The sequence below is a fragment of the Asticcacaulis taihuensis genome, from assembly GCF_900100255.1.
GTDB classification, from domain to species: domain Bacteria; phylum Pseudomonadota; class Alphaproteobacteria; order Caulobacterales; family Caulobacteraceae; genus Asticcacaulis; species Asticcacaulis taihuensis.
Genome location: NZ_FMTS01000001.1, coordinates 1,105,938 through 1,124,422, shown reverse-complemented (window position 1 = coordinate 1,124,422; position 18,485 = coordinate 1,105,938). Strand labels below are relative to the sequence as shown.

Sequence of the window (18,485 nt, the reverse complement as noted above, 5' to 3'; positions counted from 1 at the left end):
TATAGCCGGCTTACAGCGAAACTTCACAGGTCTGCATGATTTCCAGGCGCAGTTCCGGAATACCGAAGCCGGTTTCCGACGAAGTGGCCAGCACGACCGGGTGGGCCGCCGGGCGCTTTTTGATGGCGTTCTGCGTGGCCTCGATTACCTTCGCCAGTTCCGCCGGCTTGATCTTGTCGGCCTTGGTCAGAACGATCTGGTAACTGACGGCGGCCTTATCCAGCGCATCCATCGGCTCGTTATCGACCTCTTTCAGACCATGGCGCGAATCGATCAGCAAGTAGGCGCGCTTGAGGTTCGGACGGCCGCGCAGATAATCACGGCCCAGGTTCTGGAACTTCTTGACCGTGGTCTTGGAGGCGCGTGCCCAGCCATAGCCTGGCAGGTCGACCATGTGCATGGCGTCATTGAGCAGGAAAAAGTTCAGTTCGCGCGTACGGCCCGGCTCGTTTGAGGCGCGGGCCAGGTATTTCTGGCCGACCAGGGCATTGATCAGTGACGACTTGCCGACATTGGAGCGGCCGGCGAAGGCGACTTCCGGCAGCTCGTCGGGCGGCAGTTGCGCCACGGATACGGCGCCCATGACGAAAGAGACCGGGCGGGCGAAAAGCACCCGCGCGGCCTCTAATGCCTCGGCGTATTGCTCTTCTTCGCTCACGCCGCTTTCTTGCCCTTGTTCATCATCTCGCCGAGCTTCTGGAAGCCGGTATCGATCGGGTTCGACACCTTGAGGCGGTGCATGATGGAATATTGCTGCAGGATGGTCAGGATGTTGGACCAGATCCAGTAGATGATCAGTCCGACAGCGACGTGGGCCATGAAGAAGGTCAGCATGAGCGGCATGAAGGCCATCATCTTCTTCTGCATCGGATCGACGCCGGTCATGGGCGTCATCTGCTGGCTCAGCCACATCGAGCAGCCATAAAGGATGGCGACGACGCCGATATGCAGCGGACCGGCAAGGATAGTGCCGATCAGCGGCACGGTGGCCGGGTCGAACGGCAGCAGGCCGAAGAGGTTGATGATGGTGGTGGAATCGGGCGCCGACAGGTCGTTGATCCAGCCGAAGAAGGGAGCGTGGCGCATTTCGATGGCCAGTTGCAGCACCTTGTACAGCGACCAGAAGACCGGGATTTGCAGCAGCATGGGCAGGCAGCCGCCAAGGCCGGCCATCGGATTGACCTTTTCCTCCTGATAGAGGGCCATGGTCGCTTCCTGCTGCTTCTGCATGTCGTCCGGGAAGCGCTTCTTGATGGCGTCAAGCTTCGGCTTCAGGCGATCCTGCACCTGGCGCATCTTGGTCATCGATTCGTAGGAACGATGGGCCAGCGGATAGAAGACGACCTTGACGATAACGGTCAGGGCCAGGATGGCGAAGCCGAAATTGCCGAGGAAGGCATAGAGCTTATCGAGCAGCCAGTACATCGGGTAGGTGATGATGGAGAGCATCCCCCAGTCCACGGCCCAATGGAAGCGCGGGATGTGCAGGCTGTCTTCATAGGCTTGAAGCTGGGTATTCTGCTTGGCGCCGGCAAAAACGTGCGATTGCGCCTTCCAGGTCTGGCCAGGGGCGACGGTGACCGGGGCGTCAACATAGCCGCTGCGGAACACCGGCACGCCGTCGGTGACGATCGCCTTGGCGGTATAGGAAACGGCCTGGGTCTGGTTGGGGATGACGGCCGCCATCCAGTACTTGTCGGTGATCCCATACCAGCCGCCGACCGAATCCTGGCTTTCCAGTGCCTTGCCGTCCTTGGGCTTGGCCATATCCTTGTATTTCAGAGAGGCCGTGCGGTAATCGCCGAGCTTCGGCTTGTCCATGGTCTTGGAATAGGTGGCGATGGCGCCTTCGTGGACCACGGCGTTCTTGCCGGCATCGGCGGGCATACCGCTGCGCATGACGACCGAGAACGGCTGGAAGCTGACCGGTGCGGCACCGGTATTGGTCACCGCGTCATCCTCGGTGATCATGTAATTGGCGTCGATGCTCAGGGTGCGGGTAAAGGTCAGGCCCGTTCCGTTATCATAGCTGAGCACAACCGGATGGCCAGGGCTGAGCACGCTGCCGCCCGTCTGGGTCCAGACAGTGTTGTTGTCCGGCATTCCGGGGACGTTCTGAGCGAAATAGGCCGATTGCACATAGTAGGCATTCTTCGCGCCGGCAGGGGTCAGCAGTTCTACCGGATCGTTCTTCTTTTCGACCGTCTGGTCGTACTTGATCATGTATAGGTCATCGAGCAGCGCACCTTTCAGGGCAATCGAGCCCTTTAGCGAAGGCGTGCTGATCGTGATGCGCGGCGAGGTGGCCAGGGCCTGCTCGCGGGTGAGCGTGGTCGAGACGCCGCCAAGCGGCAGGCCCTTGGCCGCGGCACTTGAAGACGCGGCGGCGGCGACCTGCATGGCGGCTTCACGCTTCTTCTGTTGCGGCCCAAAGACGAAGAACTGATAGATTGCCAGCACGGCCATGCTGATAACCAGGAAATAGATCATATTCTTGTTGTCGGTCGTGTTATTCATCGAACAGTCTTTGTTTCCTGGGAAGAGTCTTCGGGTTTTGGGGCCTTAGGGCGGGCCACTGGCTTCGCAGCGAGCCTTATCAGGGCGGCTTTGACATCGTCAAGTAAAGCCTGCCAGTCACGCGAAACCGTGTCGGCGCGGGCGATCAGCACATAATCGTGCCCTGGCAGGCCAAATTGCGGAATCATCTGTTCAGCGGCTTCGCGCAAACGGCGCTTGCAGCGATTGCGCACCACGGCATTGCCGACTTTTTTCGTGCAGGTGAAGCCGACCTTGATAGCCTCATCTTCGCGCGGCTTTGCCTGCACGACCACGCCGGGGCGGGCCTGCCAGGCGGCCTTCGAGACGGCCACGAACTCTGCGCGGATTTTGAGACGAGGGATCATGCGTGCTTAAAATGATAAGCCAGGCCGGAAATACAAGAAGAGTCCTTAAGCGACTTAAGGACTCTTCTCAAAATCACAGCAGTACGAAGACGCTATTAAGCGGTCAGGCGCTTGCGGCCCTTGGCGCGGCGGCGGGCGACGATCTTCTGGCCGTTCTTGGTGGCCATGCGGGTGCGGTAGCCGTGGCGGCGCTTGCGCACGAGGCGGCTCGGCTGATAGGTACGTTTCGTTCCCATAGGGGGCTCCGATTGGTTCAGGCGGGCCCTGTGGAGGGCCGGAATTGCGTAAAGAGGCGCGTGGATAGTCCAGCCACACAGCCTTGTCAATAATATTTGGCTCGATTCCGCGAAAATGCGTCTGTCATGCGGAAATTCTGCTATATATACAACGAAGCAGTATCAGGATCAAAGGTTTACGTGTTCGATCAGGGCAAATCAGGCGGTAATTACCTGAGGCCGGACAGGCCCCGCAAACCGGTCAGGCGGGCCGGGTTCTATGCCGAGCGCCTGAGCCATGCCGCACGCCTGATCGCTGCCTTTTCAGTAAAATACGGTGTGCTGGGTTTTCAACTGGCTCGGAAGTTCGTCTTCAGCCTGTCGGGACAACTGTTGATCCTGACCGCCCTCTTCATCGCCATCGTCGAGGCGGTGATCGTCATTCCGTCGCTGGCCTCCGACCATGAGCGCTGGTTGCTCGATCGCGTGCGCCAGGCCGAACTGGTGTCGCAATCGATCGACGTGGCGCAAAATAACGCCGTCTCCAAGGAAGTCTCCAACCAGCTTCGCCGCAGTGCCGGCGTGCTGTACCTGGCGGTTGAGATCAATGGCGAAAGCTACCGGCTTTATGATTCGCGCGTCGGCGTGCCGGAAGAGGTGCTGGATCTGCGCCTGTCGCACAAGAACCTGTGGCATGACATTCTCTATCTGTGGGCGCCATGGAATACCTTCATGGGACGCTCCGACCGCCTGATCCATGTGGTGGCGCAGCCCAAGGTGCGCGGCGGCCAGGAAATCGAAATCGTCGTCAGGGCGGAACCGCTCAAGACCTATCTGAAGTCCAGCCTCGGCAGCATGTTGCGGGTATCTTTAAGCATCTCGTTCCTGGCCGGTTTCCTGGTCTTTATCGGCCTGTCGGTCTTTATCGTGCGGCCGATTCGGCAACTGACCAAGAGCATTGTCCGCTTCAAGTCCAATCCGGAAGACGCCACCGCGGCGCCCCGGCCTTCCGGCCGGCCGGACGAGATCGGCCAGATCGAACGCGAAATGGCCTCGATGCAGGAAGAGGTGCGCCAGGCCCTGCGCTCGCGGGCGCGTCTGGCGGCGCTGGGGCAGGCGGTTTCCAAGATCAATCACGACCTGCGCAACATGCTGACGGCGGCGCAGATGGCTTCCGACCGCCTGGCCAATTCCGCTGACCCGACCGTGGCCAAGGCCCTGCCGCGACTGGAACGGGCGCTCGACAGGGCGGTATCACTGGCGCAGAACGTCCTGACATATGGCAAGTCGGACGAGCAGACACCGCAGATCCAGATTGTCCGGCTTAAAGAGTTGGCCGAAGCTGCCGCCGAAGACGCCGGTCTGGCGCCAGAGGGGGTGCGCTTTGTCTCGCGCGTGGCCAAGGGGTTCAACCTGGAGGTCGATCCGGAGCAACTGCACCGCATTCTGGTCAATCTGATGCGCAATGCCCGTCAGGCCATCGAATTGCAGCCGAACCGCAAGGTGCGCGGGCGCGTCACCCTGACCGCGATCAAGACCAGCGAAGAGGTCCTGCTGATCGTTTCGGACAATGGCCCCGGCATTCCGGAAAAGCTGCGTGAAAAGCTGTTCCAGCCCTTTACCTCCAGCTCGACGCCGGGCGGCTCCGGCCTTGGCCTTGCCATTGGCCGCGAACTGGCGCAACTGCATGGCGGCGATGTCCGTCTGGTCAGCACGGGCACGGACGGCACAACCTTTGAAGTGCGCCTGCCGCTGAAACCCTGAACGCAGCCATGAGGAAATAGCGTGGAATTTGAGGAACTGCTGGAACTGGCGCGGGACAGCTATGTCGGTCAGTTTGTCGATTTTGTCGATAAACAGTCGGCGCTGTTCGAGCAGGGTGCGGCCGAGGTCAAGCTCCAGATTTCCGGCGACAGCGAGTTCTACCGCAACTATTTCTGCGCCGATTTCGCCTCGAATGACGATGACGGCCATGTGGTCGAGCTGGCGCCGGACGAGGAGGTCACCTTCGATCCGGTCGAGGTGTCGCTGGGTGAGATGGATATGACGGTCACCCGGCTGGTGTGGAACGATGTCACGGTCACGTCCAATGACCGCACCCTGCTGGCCAGTGACTTCGCCGAATGGTTCGAGACCTGGTTCGATCCGGAAGAAACAACCTTCGATCCGGATACGCGCTTTTCCGCCTGTATCCACTCATTGAAGGTCGATTCCGCGCAGGTGACGGTCGATTTCGGCACCGCGCCGGTGACGGCCCTGGCAGACCTTTTGATGCGGTTTGAAAGCCTGGGCTGCCGGTCTCTGACGGTTAGCTGAGCAATCGCTCTATATAGTCCGGCACCACCTGCGTGGCTGGTCCCAGTATCTTTTTATCGAAGAGGCTGTGGCCGAGCGATGGCTCCAGATTGAGCTCAACCGTATGGGCGCCGGCGTGTTTGGCCGCCGAGACGAAGCCCGCCGCCGGATAGACATTGCCGGAGGTGCCGATGGAGAGGAACAGGTCGCAGGCATCCAGTGCGCGCTCGATACGATCCATCTCCAGGGGCATTTCGCCAAACCAGACGATATGCGGGCGCAGATCCAACTCGACGGGGATATCGCTATGCCAGTCCTGTACCGCGCCGGTGACGATATGGCGGGCTTTCAGCAACTCGCCGTGCATATGCAGAGGTGGCGTAGCGCCTGCCGCCCTATGCGCGCGGTCATGCAGGTCATCGACATTCTGTGTCACCACCAGCACCTCATGGGCGGGATCAGCGGCCAGCCGCGCCAGGGCGTGATGGGCAGCATTGGGTTGGACCTCGGCCAGTTGCCGGCGACGCTGGTTGTAGAAATCCTGCACCAGGGCCGGATTGGCGGCAAAGCCTTCCGGCGTTGCCACGGCCTCGACCCGGTGCCCGCACCACAGGCCATCCGAGGCCCGAAAGGTCGGTACGCCCGATTCCGCTGAAATGCCCGCACCAGTAAGAATGACGATCCTGCTCATGCCGCAGGTTAGATATCGCCCCGCGGCCAAGTCAAATTCTATTTAAAAAGAGAACCTAATGGAGATTTTACACGACTGATGCACCTGATGAAGACATCGCTTTGGCCATCATGCCGCCCGCTCAAGGGAGAGAGAAATGGAAGGCCACGCTGAATTTGATCGTGAACAGGCCCTGGCCGATTATCTCGGCTTCCTGCTGCGCCAGTACAGGGCGGGCCTTATCGATCCTGATGACTATTACGCAAGGCTGCTGCTGGTGCTTGACGCCTGGGATAATCACGCGATCAATTTGCAGGCCCTGACCGCTTTCAAGGCGCCGTGAAGCTTACGGCCTGGCATCGCCCCTGATCACCACGCCCTCGCGACGCGGATCGCTGCCGCCGTTGAACGAGCCATCTGGCTGGCGCAGGATGCCGTTCAGGCCGGATTCCTCGCCGGCGAGGGGTGACAGCCTGTAGCCTATACCAGTCAGGCCATTCCAGACCGCTGGCTCCATGCGCGTTTGTTCGATGCGGATAGTATCGCCGCGCGCCACCACGATCGGGAGGTTGATGGCGTCCTGCATGGAGAGATTCCAGTCGAGAATGCCGATCAGGGTTTTCAGATTATAGGCCAGGATAGCCGAGCCGCCGGGCGAACCTACCGCCGCGATGACTTTTTTGCCCGTTGAATCAAAAACGATCACCGGCGCCATGGAGGACCGCGGGTGCTTGCCCGGCGCCACGCTGTTGGCCACCGGCAGGCCGTCCATCGTCTGTGGGCTGAACGAGAAATCGGTCAACTGGTTATTGAGGAAGAAACCGCCGACCATCCGGCCGGTGCCGAAGAAGCTCTCGACCGTGGTGGTCATGCTCAGCACATTGCCGTAGGTGTCGCGGATGACGAAATGGGTGGTGCCGCCGGGTTCAAGTGTGCGGTCCATGGCGACCTTCATTGCCAGGTCACCCGCCTTGGGTGCGGCATTGACCGTGCCAATATTGATCAGCGACGAGCGGGCCTTGAGATAATCCGGATTGAGATAGGCGTCCTGCTGGGAAGTGAAGAGAGCCGTATCGGCTTCGTACTGGTCGCGGTCGGCATACATCAGGCGCTCGGCCTCGATGACGACCTGCCACGAGCGCGGATCATGCACACCCCATTGGGCCAGCGGCTGGGATTCGGCGATCTTCAGCCCCTGCAACAGGGCGATGCCGCCGGAAGGGGCATTGTTCGAGCAGACAATATAGACGTGATAGGTGATGCAGACCGGCCGGCCGGCATATCCGCCGGCGGTGGCATAAGGTGCGGTGGTGGTGACCTTGACCCTATAAGCGGCCAGATCGTTCAGGTTCATGCCGCCGGGCAAGGGGACTTCGTGGGTCTTGGCGACGATGGCCTCGGCGATCGGCCCCTTGCGGAAGACCTCGCTGCGATGGCTGGCGAAGGCGCGCAGGGTCTCGGCATAGGCCGGGTTTTTGATCATGTCGCCGGTCTTGCGGTAGCCGCCCTGGCCGTCACCGAGATAGGCGATGAAATCCGGCGTGTGCTTTTCGGCGAAATCGGCGTTTTGCAGATAGTTGCCAAGGCGTTTTGTCACGGTGAAGCCATTATCAGCCAGGGCAGTGGCCGGGACGAACAGGCTGGCCCACTCCTGATTGCCGTGATCCTTTTGCGCCTGGTCGAGCAGGAACATGGCGCCGGGCACGCCGGTGGCGCGGCCGGAAACAACCGCATCTTTAAACGCCAGCGGCTGGCCATCGGCGCCCAGGAACATATCGGGTGAGGCGGCGGCCGGCGCGGTTTCGCGGCCGTTATAATCGCTGATCTTTCCGGTTTTGGCGTCATACCACAGCATGAAAGCGCCGCCACCCAGGCCGGAGCTTTGCGGCTCGACCAGACCCAGCACCGTCTGGACCGCCACGGCGGCATCGGCGGCCGTACCGCCACGCCTGAGCACATCCATTCCCGCCTGGGCTGCTTCCGGTTCGGCGGCGACCACAATGGGCACGATGCGCGGGGGTTCAGGCGCGGGGGAAGTGGCGCACCCCGTCAGGACCAGCCCTGTTGCCACAATGACGAGCGATTTCAGGGACGGGTAACGCATGACGGTTTTCCTTTAGGCGGCACAGGTAGGCGGCTTGGCTGGCTCTATATAGGACTGTGACGCCTGCCGGGGAGGGCGATCAACAAAAAATCATCAATTCGGTGGAAAAAGTATCGATCCGGCCTTGCCTTATCGAAACCGTTCAACTAAATGTCCGCCCTCGCTGTCAGGCATCGCCCGGACAGACATGAATGCGCAGGCACTCGTAGCTCAGCTGGATAGAGCATCAGACTACGAATCTGAGGGTCGGGCGTTCGAATCGCTCCGAGTGCGCCATTCAAACAAAAGAGCCTCCCTTCGGGGAGGCTTTTTTGTTTGAATATTGCTTCAAGTGGTTCGAACGACGGAGTTCGTGGCCGGCCCGAAAGGGCGGCCGACGCCGCAGGCGCCCCGAAGGGGTAAGCGTTGTTAAAACAACGCGCATCAATCGCTCCGAGTGCGCCATTCCACAAACAGCCTCCCTTTCGGGAGGCTTTTTTGTTTCCTCTATTCCGGCTTCTTCCATAGACGGTTGTCGAAGGGCACAGGGCGGTAGGCGTGGCGCTTCGCCAGCTTTTCCCGCCAGAAGCCCTTATAATCGGCAATGGTCTGGACCTCGACAGCCTCATGGTCGTGCAGCAGACCCATCTCGAAATAGGTATCGAGATTGGCCAGATCGGGCTGGGGCAGTCTGTCATCCAGGCACGCCTGCCACATATCGGCATAGAGCCCTTCCAGATGCGTCACCAGTTTAGAGGTGTCGAACAGGGTGCTGGTCAGGCGATTGGCCAGCAGATGTTCGCGCCAAGCCTTTATATCTCCCTTCCCACGGCCGATCGCCACGGCACGGTCGATATAGTCCTGGGCCGTTGTGCAGATGAGTTCGTCGGGCAGGCCGGCAGCTCTGACCAGTGAGCCGCAGACGCGCGAGGCAAAGGTACGGCCCGAAAGCGTCAGCACCGGCACGCCCATCCACAGGGCATCCGAGCAGGTGGTGTGGGCGCCATAGGGCGTGGTGTCGAGGAACAGGTCCGCCAGTTGATAACGCGCCAGGTGATGAGGGTTGGCCTTCTTGTCGGCGAAGACAATGCGGGCCGGATCGATGCCCTTGCTTTCGGCATAGGCTTTCAGGCGGCCGTGCGAGGCTTCGGCGCCGGAGAGCAGCCACAGCACTGAATTAGGCACGCGGCTGAGGATTTCCAGCCAGCGGTCGAAGGTGAAGCGTGTGATCTTGTGCGTGCCGTTAAAACAGCAAAATACGAAGGCATCTTCCGGCAGGCCGACCTCGGCGCGGGTCGGCACTTCTTGGGCGACGATGCGCAGGCGGTTGTTCGGCTGGTAACAGGGCAGGCGGGTGACGGCTTCGGAATAGTATATTTCGTCGCCTTCGGGAATGATCCAGTCATCGGCGATGATATAGTGGTGGTAAGGGCTGCCGAGTGAACCGGGGAAGCCCAGCCAGTTGACGATCACCGGCGCCGGGCGCAGGGCCAGCAACTTGGTGCGGCCGTCGCGGGTATAGCCGTTGACGTCGATCAGGATCTGGATGCCGTCATCGGCGATGCGGCGGGCGGCGGTGACATCGTCCATGCTGGTGATATCGATGAAGTGATCCGAGGTTTCCTTGTAGTGGTTGTGGATCGGATCATTGGAGGGGATGCCGCAATAATAGGCGAAGACCTCGACCTTGGAGCGGTCGTGCAGGCCCAATACCTCATACATCAGGTGGCCGATGGCGTGTTCGCGCAGGTCGGACGACAGGTAGCCGATACGGATCGGTTTGTCTTTCTGGTTGTTTTTCGCTGACCAATGATTGGTGATGATATCACCCACCGGTACGCCGACATCCTTGAGATTATAGTGATAGCTCAGGGCCAACTGGAAGATGGGGTCGTCGGTGTAGGCGTCGATCGACAGCGGCGAAATGCCGGTCAGCAGGTGCTCGCGTGTCATGTTCTCGAACGGAATGACGATCGGCCAGGCGCACTGGCGCTGACGCAGGGCGATGAAGTGCTGCATGGCCTCGCGCTGATGCGGATCGATCTCCAGGCTGATGCGCAGGGCGGTTTCGGCCGGCTCGTCCTGGTGGGCGCCTTCCAGCACGCGGGCAGCCTGATTGAGCGCCATGGTCTTGTGCTTGAGGGCCGAGCCGGTGATCTGGCCGAGCCGGCCGGCCAGGCCGTTCCAGGTCAGAACGGCCTTCGCGTTATCGCCCAGCCCCTCATAGATGCGGCCCAGATTGATATAGACGCTGTGGAAATCAGGATTGACCTCCAGGGCGCGCTCCATGACCTCACGCGCCCGGTTAAGGTCGCGATGATCGGTCAGGATGACGCCCAGGTTGAAAAGCAGCGCGTAGAGCAGGGGGTGGTCCGGGTTCTGAGCCACGAATGTCTCGTAGAGCGCCACAGCGGCCGCGGCATGGCCGCCGGCCTTCAGGGCTTCCGCCGACTGGATGAGTTCCATAACGCTCATGCCGGGGGCGGCGGGCGCGATATGTGCGGTGTCGGGCATGGATGCGTATTCCCTGATTCGTTACACGTCACAGAGTAGTCGGCGTTAACCTTTTGTCAAAGGCGGCGACTCGTGGCACCTCGCGGGGACGAGTGCATTTGAATTGAAGGGGATATTGTGAAGAAGATACTGGTTACCGGCGGCGCGGGATTTTTGGGGTCGCACCTGTGCGAGCGGCTGCTTGAACGCGGCGACGATGTGGTATGCGCCGATAACTTCTTCACCGGCCAGCGGCGCAATATCGCGCACCTGATGAGCAATCCCTATTTCGAAGTGCTGCGCCACGACATTACCTTCCCGCTCTATGTCGAGGTCGATGAAATCTACAACCTGGCCTGTCCGGCCTCGCCAGTGCATTACCAGTTCGATCCTGTCCAGACGACCAAGACCAGCGTCATCGGCGCCATCAACATGCTGGGCCTGGCCAAGCGCACCAAGGCGAAGATCCTCCAGGCATCGACCAGTGAAATCTACGGCGATCCGGAAGTCCATCCCCAGACGGAGGGCTACTGGGGGCGTGTCAATGTACAGGGGCCGCGCGCCTGCTACGACGAGGGCAAACGCTGCGCCGAAACCCTGTTCTTTGACTATCATCGCCAGCACAAACTGAAGATAAAGGTCATGCGCATCTTCAATACCTACGGCCCGCGGATGCACCCCAATGACGGCCGGGTGGTCTCCAACTTCATCGTCCAGGCCCTGCGTGGCGAGCCCATCACGCTCTATGGTTCCGGCGAACAGACGCGCAGCTTCTGCTATGTCGACGATCTGATCGACGGCATGATCCGCCTGATGGACAGCCCCGATGACGTGACCGGGCCGGTCAATATCGGTAATCCGGTGGAATTCACCATGCGCGAACTGGCCGAAAAAGTCATTTTGCTCACCGGTGCAGGGAGCGAACTGGTCAACCGGCCGCTGCCGGCGGATGATCCCCGCCAGCGCCAGCCGGATATTTCCCTGGCCAGATCCGTGCTCGGCTGGCAGCCGTCCGTTCCGCTAGAAGACGGGCTGGCGCGGACTATTAACTATTTCCGTGAGGTTCTGGCCCTGTAGGGAAGGGCGTCACCCCTATACCGCAAGGGTTGTATTTCGTGTCCACTTGTAAAAATTAATCGAAAGTTTACCGTACCAATTAATAAGTGAGTCGTATTTCTGGCGGGATCAAGGGGCGAAAAAGTCGTGTCATCCATCTCTGGGCTGTCCGCAGCACAAATCTCCAAGCTTAGCGTATCCTTTGTTCAGAACCTGACGACGGATCAGCTCCAGGAATTAAAGACGACGCAGATCAGCGCGCTGTCGACTTCGGGCGTTGCGGTCCTTTCGACCACCCAGATCGGTGCGCTCAGTACCACGCAGCTCAAGGCGCTGACCGGCAATCAGGTCAAGGCGCTTACCACTGACCAGATTACCTTCCTGGCGACGGGGCAGGTCGCCTTTACCAGTTCCCAGCTTTCGGTCCTGCTGACCGCCCAGCTCGAAGCCTTCTCGACGACCGCCATCGCGGCGCTGGACACGACCCAGCTTTCCGGCCTGACCGCCTCCGAAATCAGCCACCTGACAACCGATCAGTTTGCGGCCCTGACCTCCACCCAGGTCGGCAAGTTTTCGACCGCCCAGATTCGCGGCCTGACGACGGACGAGGTCGCTTCGCTGACGACCACGCAACTGGGCGGCCTGACCACGGCGCAACTTGGTGCCTTCACGGCGTCGGCGATTGGCGCTCTGACCTCGACCTCCGTGCTGGCCCTGACGACCACCCAGGTCCAGGGCTTCAGCACGGCCGCCATCGCCTCGATCAGCACGACCCAGTTCGGCGACATCGCCACCACCCTGCTGGGGGAATTGAGCGCCACCCAGCTCAAGTCGGTCACGGCCACCAATCTGAACAGCCTTGAGACCACGGCGATCGCTGCGCTGGATACCACCTTGCTGGCCGGCCTAGCCGTCAACCAGATCGCGGGCCTGAACGCGACCTCTATCGGTGCCCTGACCACTACCCAGGCGTCGGGTCTTGCCAACACGCAATTGGCGGCCATCACCACGGCGGGCCTGACCGGCCTGACGACCACCAATGTGGCAGCCCTGACCACCACTCAGGCAGGGGCTCTGACGGCTGTGCAGTTCGGTTCGCTGTCGACGGATCAGATCGGCGCCCTGACCACGGACCAAGTCAACGGGCTGACGGCCGCCGCGATCGGCGCCCTGAAATCGACCCAGGCGTCCGGCCTGACGACGACCCAGCTTTCGGCGCTCGATACCACGCACCTCCAGGCCCTGAATGTCACCCTTCTGGGTGCGCTTGACGCCACCCAGGTCGATTCGCTGACCGAAACCCAGGTTGCCAACCTCAAGACGACGCAGCTCAATGCCTTGAGCGCCGCCGCCATTACCGACCTGTCGACCACCGATGTCGGCGCCCTGACCACAGGGCAGCTTTCGGGGCTCAATGCCACCCAGGTCGAACGCCTGACCTCTACCCAGGTCGGTTCTCTGACGTCCACACAGCTTGGCGCTATCTCGCCGGCGGCGCTGGCAACCTTCTCGACCGACGATATCGGCGCCCTTTCGACCACGCAACTGGCGGGCGTCACGGCCGCCCAGGTGACAAAGCTGACGACCGGCCAGTTGTCGAACCTGACCTCGACACAATTCGCCGCAATCACCTCTACTGCGCTGGCCGGGCTGACGGCCCTGCAACTGAAGGGCATCGCCACGGATACAGTGGCCGCGCTCGGCACCGATCAGTTGAACGCCCTGACCAATGTGGCGATCGGCGGCATTACGGCCGACCAATCCGGCAGCCTGACGACGACCCAGATCAGCGGCCTGAGCGAAACCAAGCTGGCGGCTTTCAGCGCGACAGCCATCGGCGGCCTGACCACGACCTCCGTCGATACGCTCTCGGATACCCAGATCGGCAAGCTGTCATCGGCGCAGATCGCGGCACTCGGCGCCACCAATTTCGCGGTGCTCGACACGACTTCGCTCGGCGTCCTCAGCGTGGCACAACTGGGCGGCGTCAGTTCGGCGCAACTGGGCGCCCTGACCTCGACCCAGGCCGGCGCCCTGAGTTCCACCCAGCTTAACGCCCTGACCACGGCCGCCCTCAAAGGTTTGACGGCCGACCAGGCCGCCGCGATCACCTCAACCGGCCTGTCGGGGCTTGCGGTGACCCGCATAGGCGCGATCGGCACGGCGGCGGTTGCAGCCCTGACCACGACGACCCTGACCGGCCTGACGGCGACCCAGGCGCTGGGCCTGACATCAAGCCAGGTGGGCAGCCTGTCGACCACGCAGGCGGCTTCGCTTTCCACTGACCAACTCAACAAGCTGACGACGGCGGCGGTGGCCGGCCTGAACGCCACGTTGACGGCTTCGCTGACCACCACGCAGGTCGGTGGCCTGGCGACAACTGTCCTGTCAGCCTTGTCTACCGCTTCTGTCGCGGCGCTCGATGAGACACAGATCGCCACGCTGAATACTTCGCAGATTCAGTCCCTCAAGACCGCGCAACTGAACGCCCTGACGGCGACGACCCTGGGCGGCCTGACCACGACGGAACTGGACGGCCTGACAACCACCCAGGTGGCCGGCCTCTCGGTGGCGCAACTGGCCAATTTCGACACCACCAATATCGCCAATCTCGAAACCACCCAATTGAAGGGACTGACGGCGGCGCAACTGGGATCGTTCACGACTGATCAGCTCGGTGCCCTGACGACGGATCAGCTCAACAGCCTGACCGCGACCGCCTTGGGCGCCCTCAAGACCACCCAGGTCACGGGGCTGACGACCACGCAGCTTTCCGGTCTCGATTCCACGCATCTGCAGGCGCTGAGCGTTGCTGTGGTGCATTCACTCGATTTCGGGCAGGTGGACTCGCTGACCTCGACTCAGATGGCGCAGCTCAAGACGACGCAGCTCAATGCTATCGACACCTTCAGTGCCCTGGATACGAGCGACCTTGGCAGCCTGACAACGACCCAGATCGGCGGGCTTAACGCCACCCAGATCGGCAGCCTGTCGTTCCTCAATCTGGCGGCGTGGGATTCGACGCAATTTTCCGCCATCGCGCCGGCGGCGATACCGTCTCTGGACCTTTTCACCATCACCAGCCAGCTTAGCGGCCTGACCTCGACGCAGGTCTCGAAGCTCTCGACCACGGCGCTCTTCACACTGGATGAGACACAATATGCTGCGCTGTCCACAACCGCTCTGGGCGGCCTGAGTTCGGCTCAGGTCAACGCGCTCGGCGCCATCGCTTTTGGCGAGCAGAATTCCACTCAGTTGAACGCGCTGTCCGCGAATGCCGTCGCCGGGATTAACGGCAGCCAGATATTCTTCCTGGAGACCAACAGCACCGGCGTGCTGGCCGGGCTCGATGCAGCCAAAATTTCGCGCCTGAATACGGATGCTGTCGGCTCGCTCACCTCCGACCAGTTGAATGCGCTATCGACGACACAGGTGCAGGCTTTCACGGCCTCCCAAATCGGCGCGATTTCGGCGTTCGACCTGGGAAGCCTTTCCACGACCAGCCTGACCTCGCTCAGCGTCGCCCAACTGGCGGGCGTGACCTCTACCCAACTGCCGAGTCTCACCTCCACCCAGGTTGGTGCTCTGGCCTCAACCCAGTTGAACGCCCTCACCACGGCGGCGCTCAAGACTCTAACGGCTGATCAGGCATCGGCGATCAGTTCCACTGAACTCTCCGGTCTGGCCGTCACCCGCATTGGCGCACTCAGCACGCTTGCGGTGACAGCCCTGACGACGACGGCCCTGACCGGCCTGAGTTCGACCCAGGCGCTGGGTCTGACATCGAGCCAAGTCGCCAGCCTGTCGACCGATCAGATCGCCTCGCTTTCCACCGACCAACTCAACAAGCTGACGACGGCGGCGGTGGCTGGCCTGAATGCCACCCTGACGGCGGCCCTGACCACCACCCAGGTCGGCGGGCTGGCCACCACCATCCTCGCGGCCCTCTCGACCGCCTCCATCGCGGCGCTTGATGAAACCCAGATCGCCACGCTCAATACCTCGCAGGTTCAGGCGCTGAAAACGGCGCAATTGAATGCCCTGTCGGCAACCGCGATCGGCGGCCTGACGTCCACAGAACTCGACGGCCTGACGACCTCGCAGATCGCCGGGCTTTCGACCGGCCAGATCGCCAATCTCGACACGACCAATATCGCCAACCTGGAAACAACCCAGCTTCCGGGCCTGACGGCGGCGCAACTGGGTTCGTTCTCGACCGACCAGTTGGGCGCCCTGACCACGGACCAGCTCAACAGCCTGACGGCAGCTACCTTCGGCGCGCTGAAATCGACCCAGGCTGCCGGCCTGACGACGACGCAACTGGCCGGTCTCGACACCACACGCCTGCAGGCGCTGAACGCTACCGTGCTCGGCGCCCTGGATTCGACGCAGGTTGACGCCCTGACCTCTACCCAGGTAGGGCTGCTCAAGACGAGCCAGCTCAACGCCATCAGCGGCACGGCCTTCGTCGAACTGACCACGACGGATGTCGGCGCCCTGACCACCACGCAACTGGCCGGGCTGAACGCCACCTCCGTCGAGCGCCTGACCTCCACCCAGGTGGGGACGCTGACCTCGGACCAACTGGGCGCCCTGGCACCGGCGACAATTTCCACCTTCTCGGCCGATGATATCGCCGCGCTTTCAACCACCCAACTGGCGGGTATCACCTCGGCCCAGGTCGGCAAGCTGACGACGACCGAACTGTCGAACCTGACCTCGACCCAGTTCGCCGCGCTCAGTTCGACGGCACTGGCCGGCCTGACCTCTTCGCAGGTCAAGGGGATAACGACCGAAGCTATCACCGCGCTCGGTACGGACCAGCTTAACAGCATCGGCACGCCGGCCTTCATCGGCATCACCTCCAGCCAGGTGGCCAACCTGACCACGACGCAGGTCTCCGGCCTGTCGGAAACCAAGATCGCCGGCCTCTCGGCCACGGCGGTCAGCGGCTTCACCACGACCGAGATCGATGCCCTGACCACGACCCAGATCGGCAAGCTCAGCGCCGTTCAGGTCGGCGCGCTGGGCGCCGATAATCTGGCTCAGTTCTCGACCACCAACCTGGCCCTCCTGACGGCGGCGCAATTGACCGGCGTGACCTCCAGCCAAGTGTCGGCGCTCAGTTCCACCCAGGTCGGTGCGCTGTCCTCCACGCAGCTCAATTCGCTGACCACCCTCGCGCTCAAGTCGCTGACGGCGGACCAGGCGGCGGCGATCAGCAGCACCGAGCTTTCCGGCCCGGCGGTGACCCGCATCGGGGCTCTGACCACGTCGGCGGTGACGGCCCTGACGACGACGGCCCTGACCGGCCTGACTTCGACCCAGGCGATCGGCCTGACCGCATCGCAGGTCACCAACCTGACCACTGATCAGGTCGCCGCTCTCTCAACCGATCAGCTCAACAAGCTGACGGTGGCGGCGGTGGGCGGGCTCAACGCCACCCTGGCGGAAGCCCTGACCACCACCCAGATCAGCGGCCTGGCCAATACGGTTCTTGGCGCCCTGACCACTGGGGCGGTGGCCGCGCTCGATGAAACCCAGGTCGCCAGCCTGACAGCCGGCCAGGTGCCCGCCCTCAAGGCAGCGCAACTGAACGCTCTGACGTCCACCGCCCTCGGCGGCCTGGAAACGACGGATGTTGCCGCCCTGACCACGGCCCAGATTTCCGGCATCAGCTCGACCCAGGTCGGCAACCTGACCTCGACCCAGTTCGCCACCTTGCTATCCACGCAACTGGCGGCCCTGACCACGGCCAGCATCGGCGTGCTCGATGAAACCAAGCTGGGCGCGCTCGATACCACGCAACTGGCGGGCCTTGGCGCCATCCAGGTCGCTGCCCTGACCTCGACGGCCTTTGCCGGCCTGAATACGACGCAACTGGGCGGCCTGACCACGGCCCAGGTGGCGGGTATCACCTCGTCCGACTTGGTGGCGCTTGATACGACGCAACTGGCTGGTCTGGGGGCCACTCAACTGGGCGCCATCTCGACGCGCACTCTGGCGGGCCTAACGGAAACCATTATCGGCAATCTGACGACGACCCAGGTCGGGGGCCTCACACAGACTCAGATCGGTGTCCTGACGGATACGGCGCTGAATGGTCTGACGACGACCCAGGTCAGCAGCCTGACCACGACGCAACTGTCCGGCCTGAAGTCATCGCAACTGGCTGGCCTGACGACTGACCAGATTGCGGGCCTCGACGGCACCCAGTTCGGTTCGCTGAGCAATGCGGTGATCGCCGGGCTGAATGAGACCCAGTCCAACAGCCTGACCACGACCCAGGTCAACGGCCTGTCGACCACGCAACTGGCGGGCCTGAACACGACGGTCTTCGGCTCTCTGTCAACCATTGTTGTGGGGGCGCTGACAACCACCCAGATCGGTGTCCTGACGGCGGCGGAACTCAAGTCGATGAGCACTGTGCAGCTAGGCGCCGCGGACGAGACACAACTGTCATCGCTGACGACGACGGCCCTGACCGGCCTGACCTCTACCCAGTTGTCGGCCCTGACGACGACGCAGTTGACGCTGTTCTCGACCTCGCAGATCGGGGCCCTGACGACATCGGCCATTGCCGGCCTGACCACAGATCAGATACCGACACTCAGCACGACACAGATCGGCGGGATCACGGCTATTCAGTTGGCGGCTTTCTCGGCCGAGCAACTCGAAGCCCTGACCGACGAGCAACAGGGATACCTGTAGGTTCGACTGAGCAGATGCAAATAAAAATGGCGGCTGGAATATCCAGCCGCCATTTTTTC

12 protein-coding genes and 1 tRNA gene are annotated in these 18,485 nt (G+C 61.9%); 6 read left to right on the top strand and 7 right to left on the bottom strand.

Features of this window, described 5'->3' with window-relative positions; all coding sequences use genetic code 11:
• Positions 1-10 precede the first annotated feature (10 nt).
• From yihA to rpmH, 4 genes are all read right to left on the bottom strand, one after another.
• On the bottom strand, positions 11-658 hold the full coding sequence (yihA, locus tag BLO49_RS05280; RefSeq protein ID WP_090645094.1) for a ribosome biogenesis GTP-binding protein YihA/YsxC: 648 nt from the start codon (positions 656-658) through the stop codon (positions 11-13).
• A complete protein-coding gene (gene yidC, locus BLO49_RS05275; RefSeq protein ID WP_090645091.1) occupies positions 655-2,517 on the bottom strand; it encodes a membrane protein insertase YidC in 1,863 nt (620 codons plus the stop codon). Before yidC ends, yihA begins: the two co-directional genes overlap by 4 nt.
• Positions 2,514-2,903: a ribonuclease P protein component gene (gene rnpA / locus BLO49_RS05270; RefSeq protein WP_090645089.1), complete on the bottom strand. Its 390-nt coding sequence runs from the start codon at positions 2,901-2,903 to the stop codon at positions 2,514-2,516. The genes yidC and rnpA overlap by 4 nt, the downstream gene beginning before the upstream one ends.
• A 95-nt stretch (positions 2,904-2,998) precedes the next feature.
• The gene (gene rpmH, locus BLO49_RS05265) at positions 2,999-3,139 is read right to left on the bottom strand and encodes a 50S ribosomal protein L34 (protein ID WP_018080783.1); all 141 of its coding nucleotides are present in this window, start codon (positions 3,137-3,139) and stop codon (positions 2,999-3,001) included.
• A 180-nt stretch (positions 3,140-3,319) separates the two neighbouring features.
• Here rpmH and BLO49_RS05260 point away from each other — a divergent pair, with 180 nt between their 5' ends.
• Positions 3,320-4,882 (top strand): sensor histidine kinase, encoded by a 1,563-nt coding sequence (locus tag BLO49_RS05260; protein WP_090645086.1) that lies wholly within the window; start codon positions 3,320-3,322, stop codon positions 4,880-4,882.
• 21 nt (positions 4,883-4,903) lie between these two features.
• Positions 4,904-5,434, top strand: coding sequence for a hypothetical protein (locus BLO49_RS05255; protein WP_090645083.1), 531 nt, complete (start codon positions 4,904-4,906; stop codon positions 5,432-5,434).
• Here BLO49_RS05255 and BLO49_RS05250 read toward each other — a convergent pair.
• Positions 5,427-6,104, bottom strand: coding sequence for an NAD-dependent deacylase (locus tag BLO49_RS05250; protein WP_090645080.1), 678 nt, complete (start codon positions 6,102-6,104; stop codon positions 5,427-5,429). The two genes, BLO49_RS05255 and BLO49_RS05250, sit on opposite strands and share 8 nt — an antisense overlap.
• Positions 6,105-6,240: 136 nt before the next feature.
• Here BLO49_RS05250 and BLO49_RS05245 point away from each other — a divergent pair, with 136 nt between their 5' ends.
• Positions 6,241-6,426, top strand: a complete 186-nt coding sequence (locus tag BLO49_RS05245; protein WP_090645077.1) for a hypothetical protein — start codon at positions 6,241-6,243, stop codon at positions 6,424-6,426.
• Between the two features lie 3 nt (positions 6,427-6,429).
• Here BLO49_RS05245 and BLO49_RS05240 read toward each other — a convergent pair whose 3' ends face one another.
• On the bottom strand, positions 6,430-8,187 hold the full coding sequence (locus BLO49_RS05240) for a gamma-glutamyltransferase family protein (RefSeq protein WP_170828213.1): 1,758 nt from the start codon (positions 8,185-8,187) through the stop codon (positions 6,430-6,432).
• A 199-nt stretch (positions 8,188-8,386) separates the two neighbouring features.
• On the opposite strand from BLO49_RS05240, the gene BLO49_RS05235 reads away from it, so the two are divergent.
• A tRNA-Arg gene (locus tag BLO49_RS05235) sits at positions 8,387-8,463 on the top strand.
• Positions 8,464-8,673: 210 nt separating this feature from the next.
• Here BLO49_RS05235 and BLO49_RS05230 read toward each other — a convergent pair.
• The gene (locus BLO49_RS05230) at positions 8,674-10,680 is read right to left on the bottom strand and encodes an O-linked N-acetylglucosamine transferase, SPINDLY family protein (RefSeq protein ID WP_090645075.1); all 2,007 of its coding nucleotides are present in this window, start codon (positions 10,678-10,680) and stop codon (positions 8,674-8,676) included.
• A gap of 117 nt (positions 10,681-10,797) precedes the next feature.
• Here BLO49_RS05230 and BLO49_RS05225 point away from each other — a divergent pair, with 117 nt between their 5' ends.
• Both BLO49_RS05225 and BLO49_RS05220 read left to right on the top strand, forming a co-directional pair.
• Positions 10,798-11,736 (top strand): UDP-glucuronic acid decarboxylase family protein, encoded by a 939-nt coding sequence (locus BLO49_RS05225; protein WP_090645072.1) that lies wholly within the window; start codon positions 10,798-10,800, stop codon positions 11,734-11,736.
• Positions 11,737-11,862: 126 nt separating this feature from the next.
• Positions 11,863-18,426 (top strand): beta strand repeat-containing protein, encoded by a 6,564-nt coding sequence (locus BLO49_RS05220; protein WP_090645069.1) that lies wholly within the window; start codon positions 11,863-11,865, stop codon positions 18,424-18,426.
• Positions 18,427-18,485 lie beyond the last annotated feature (59 nt).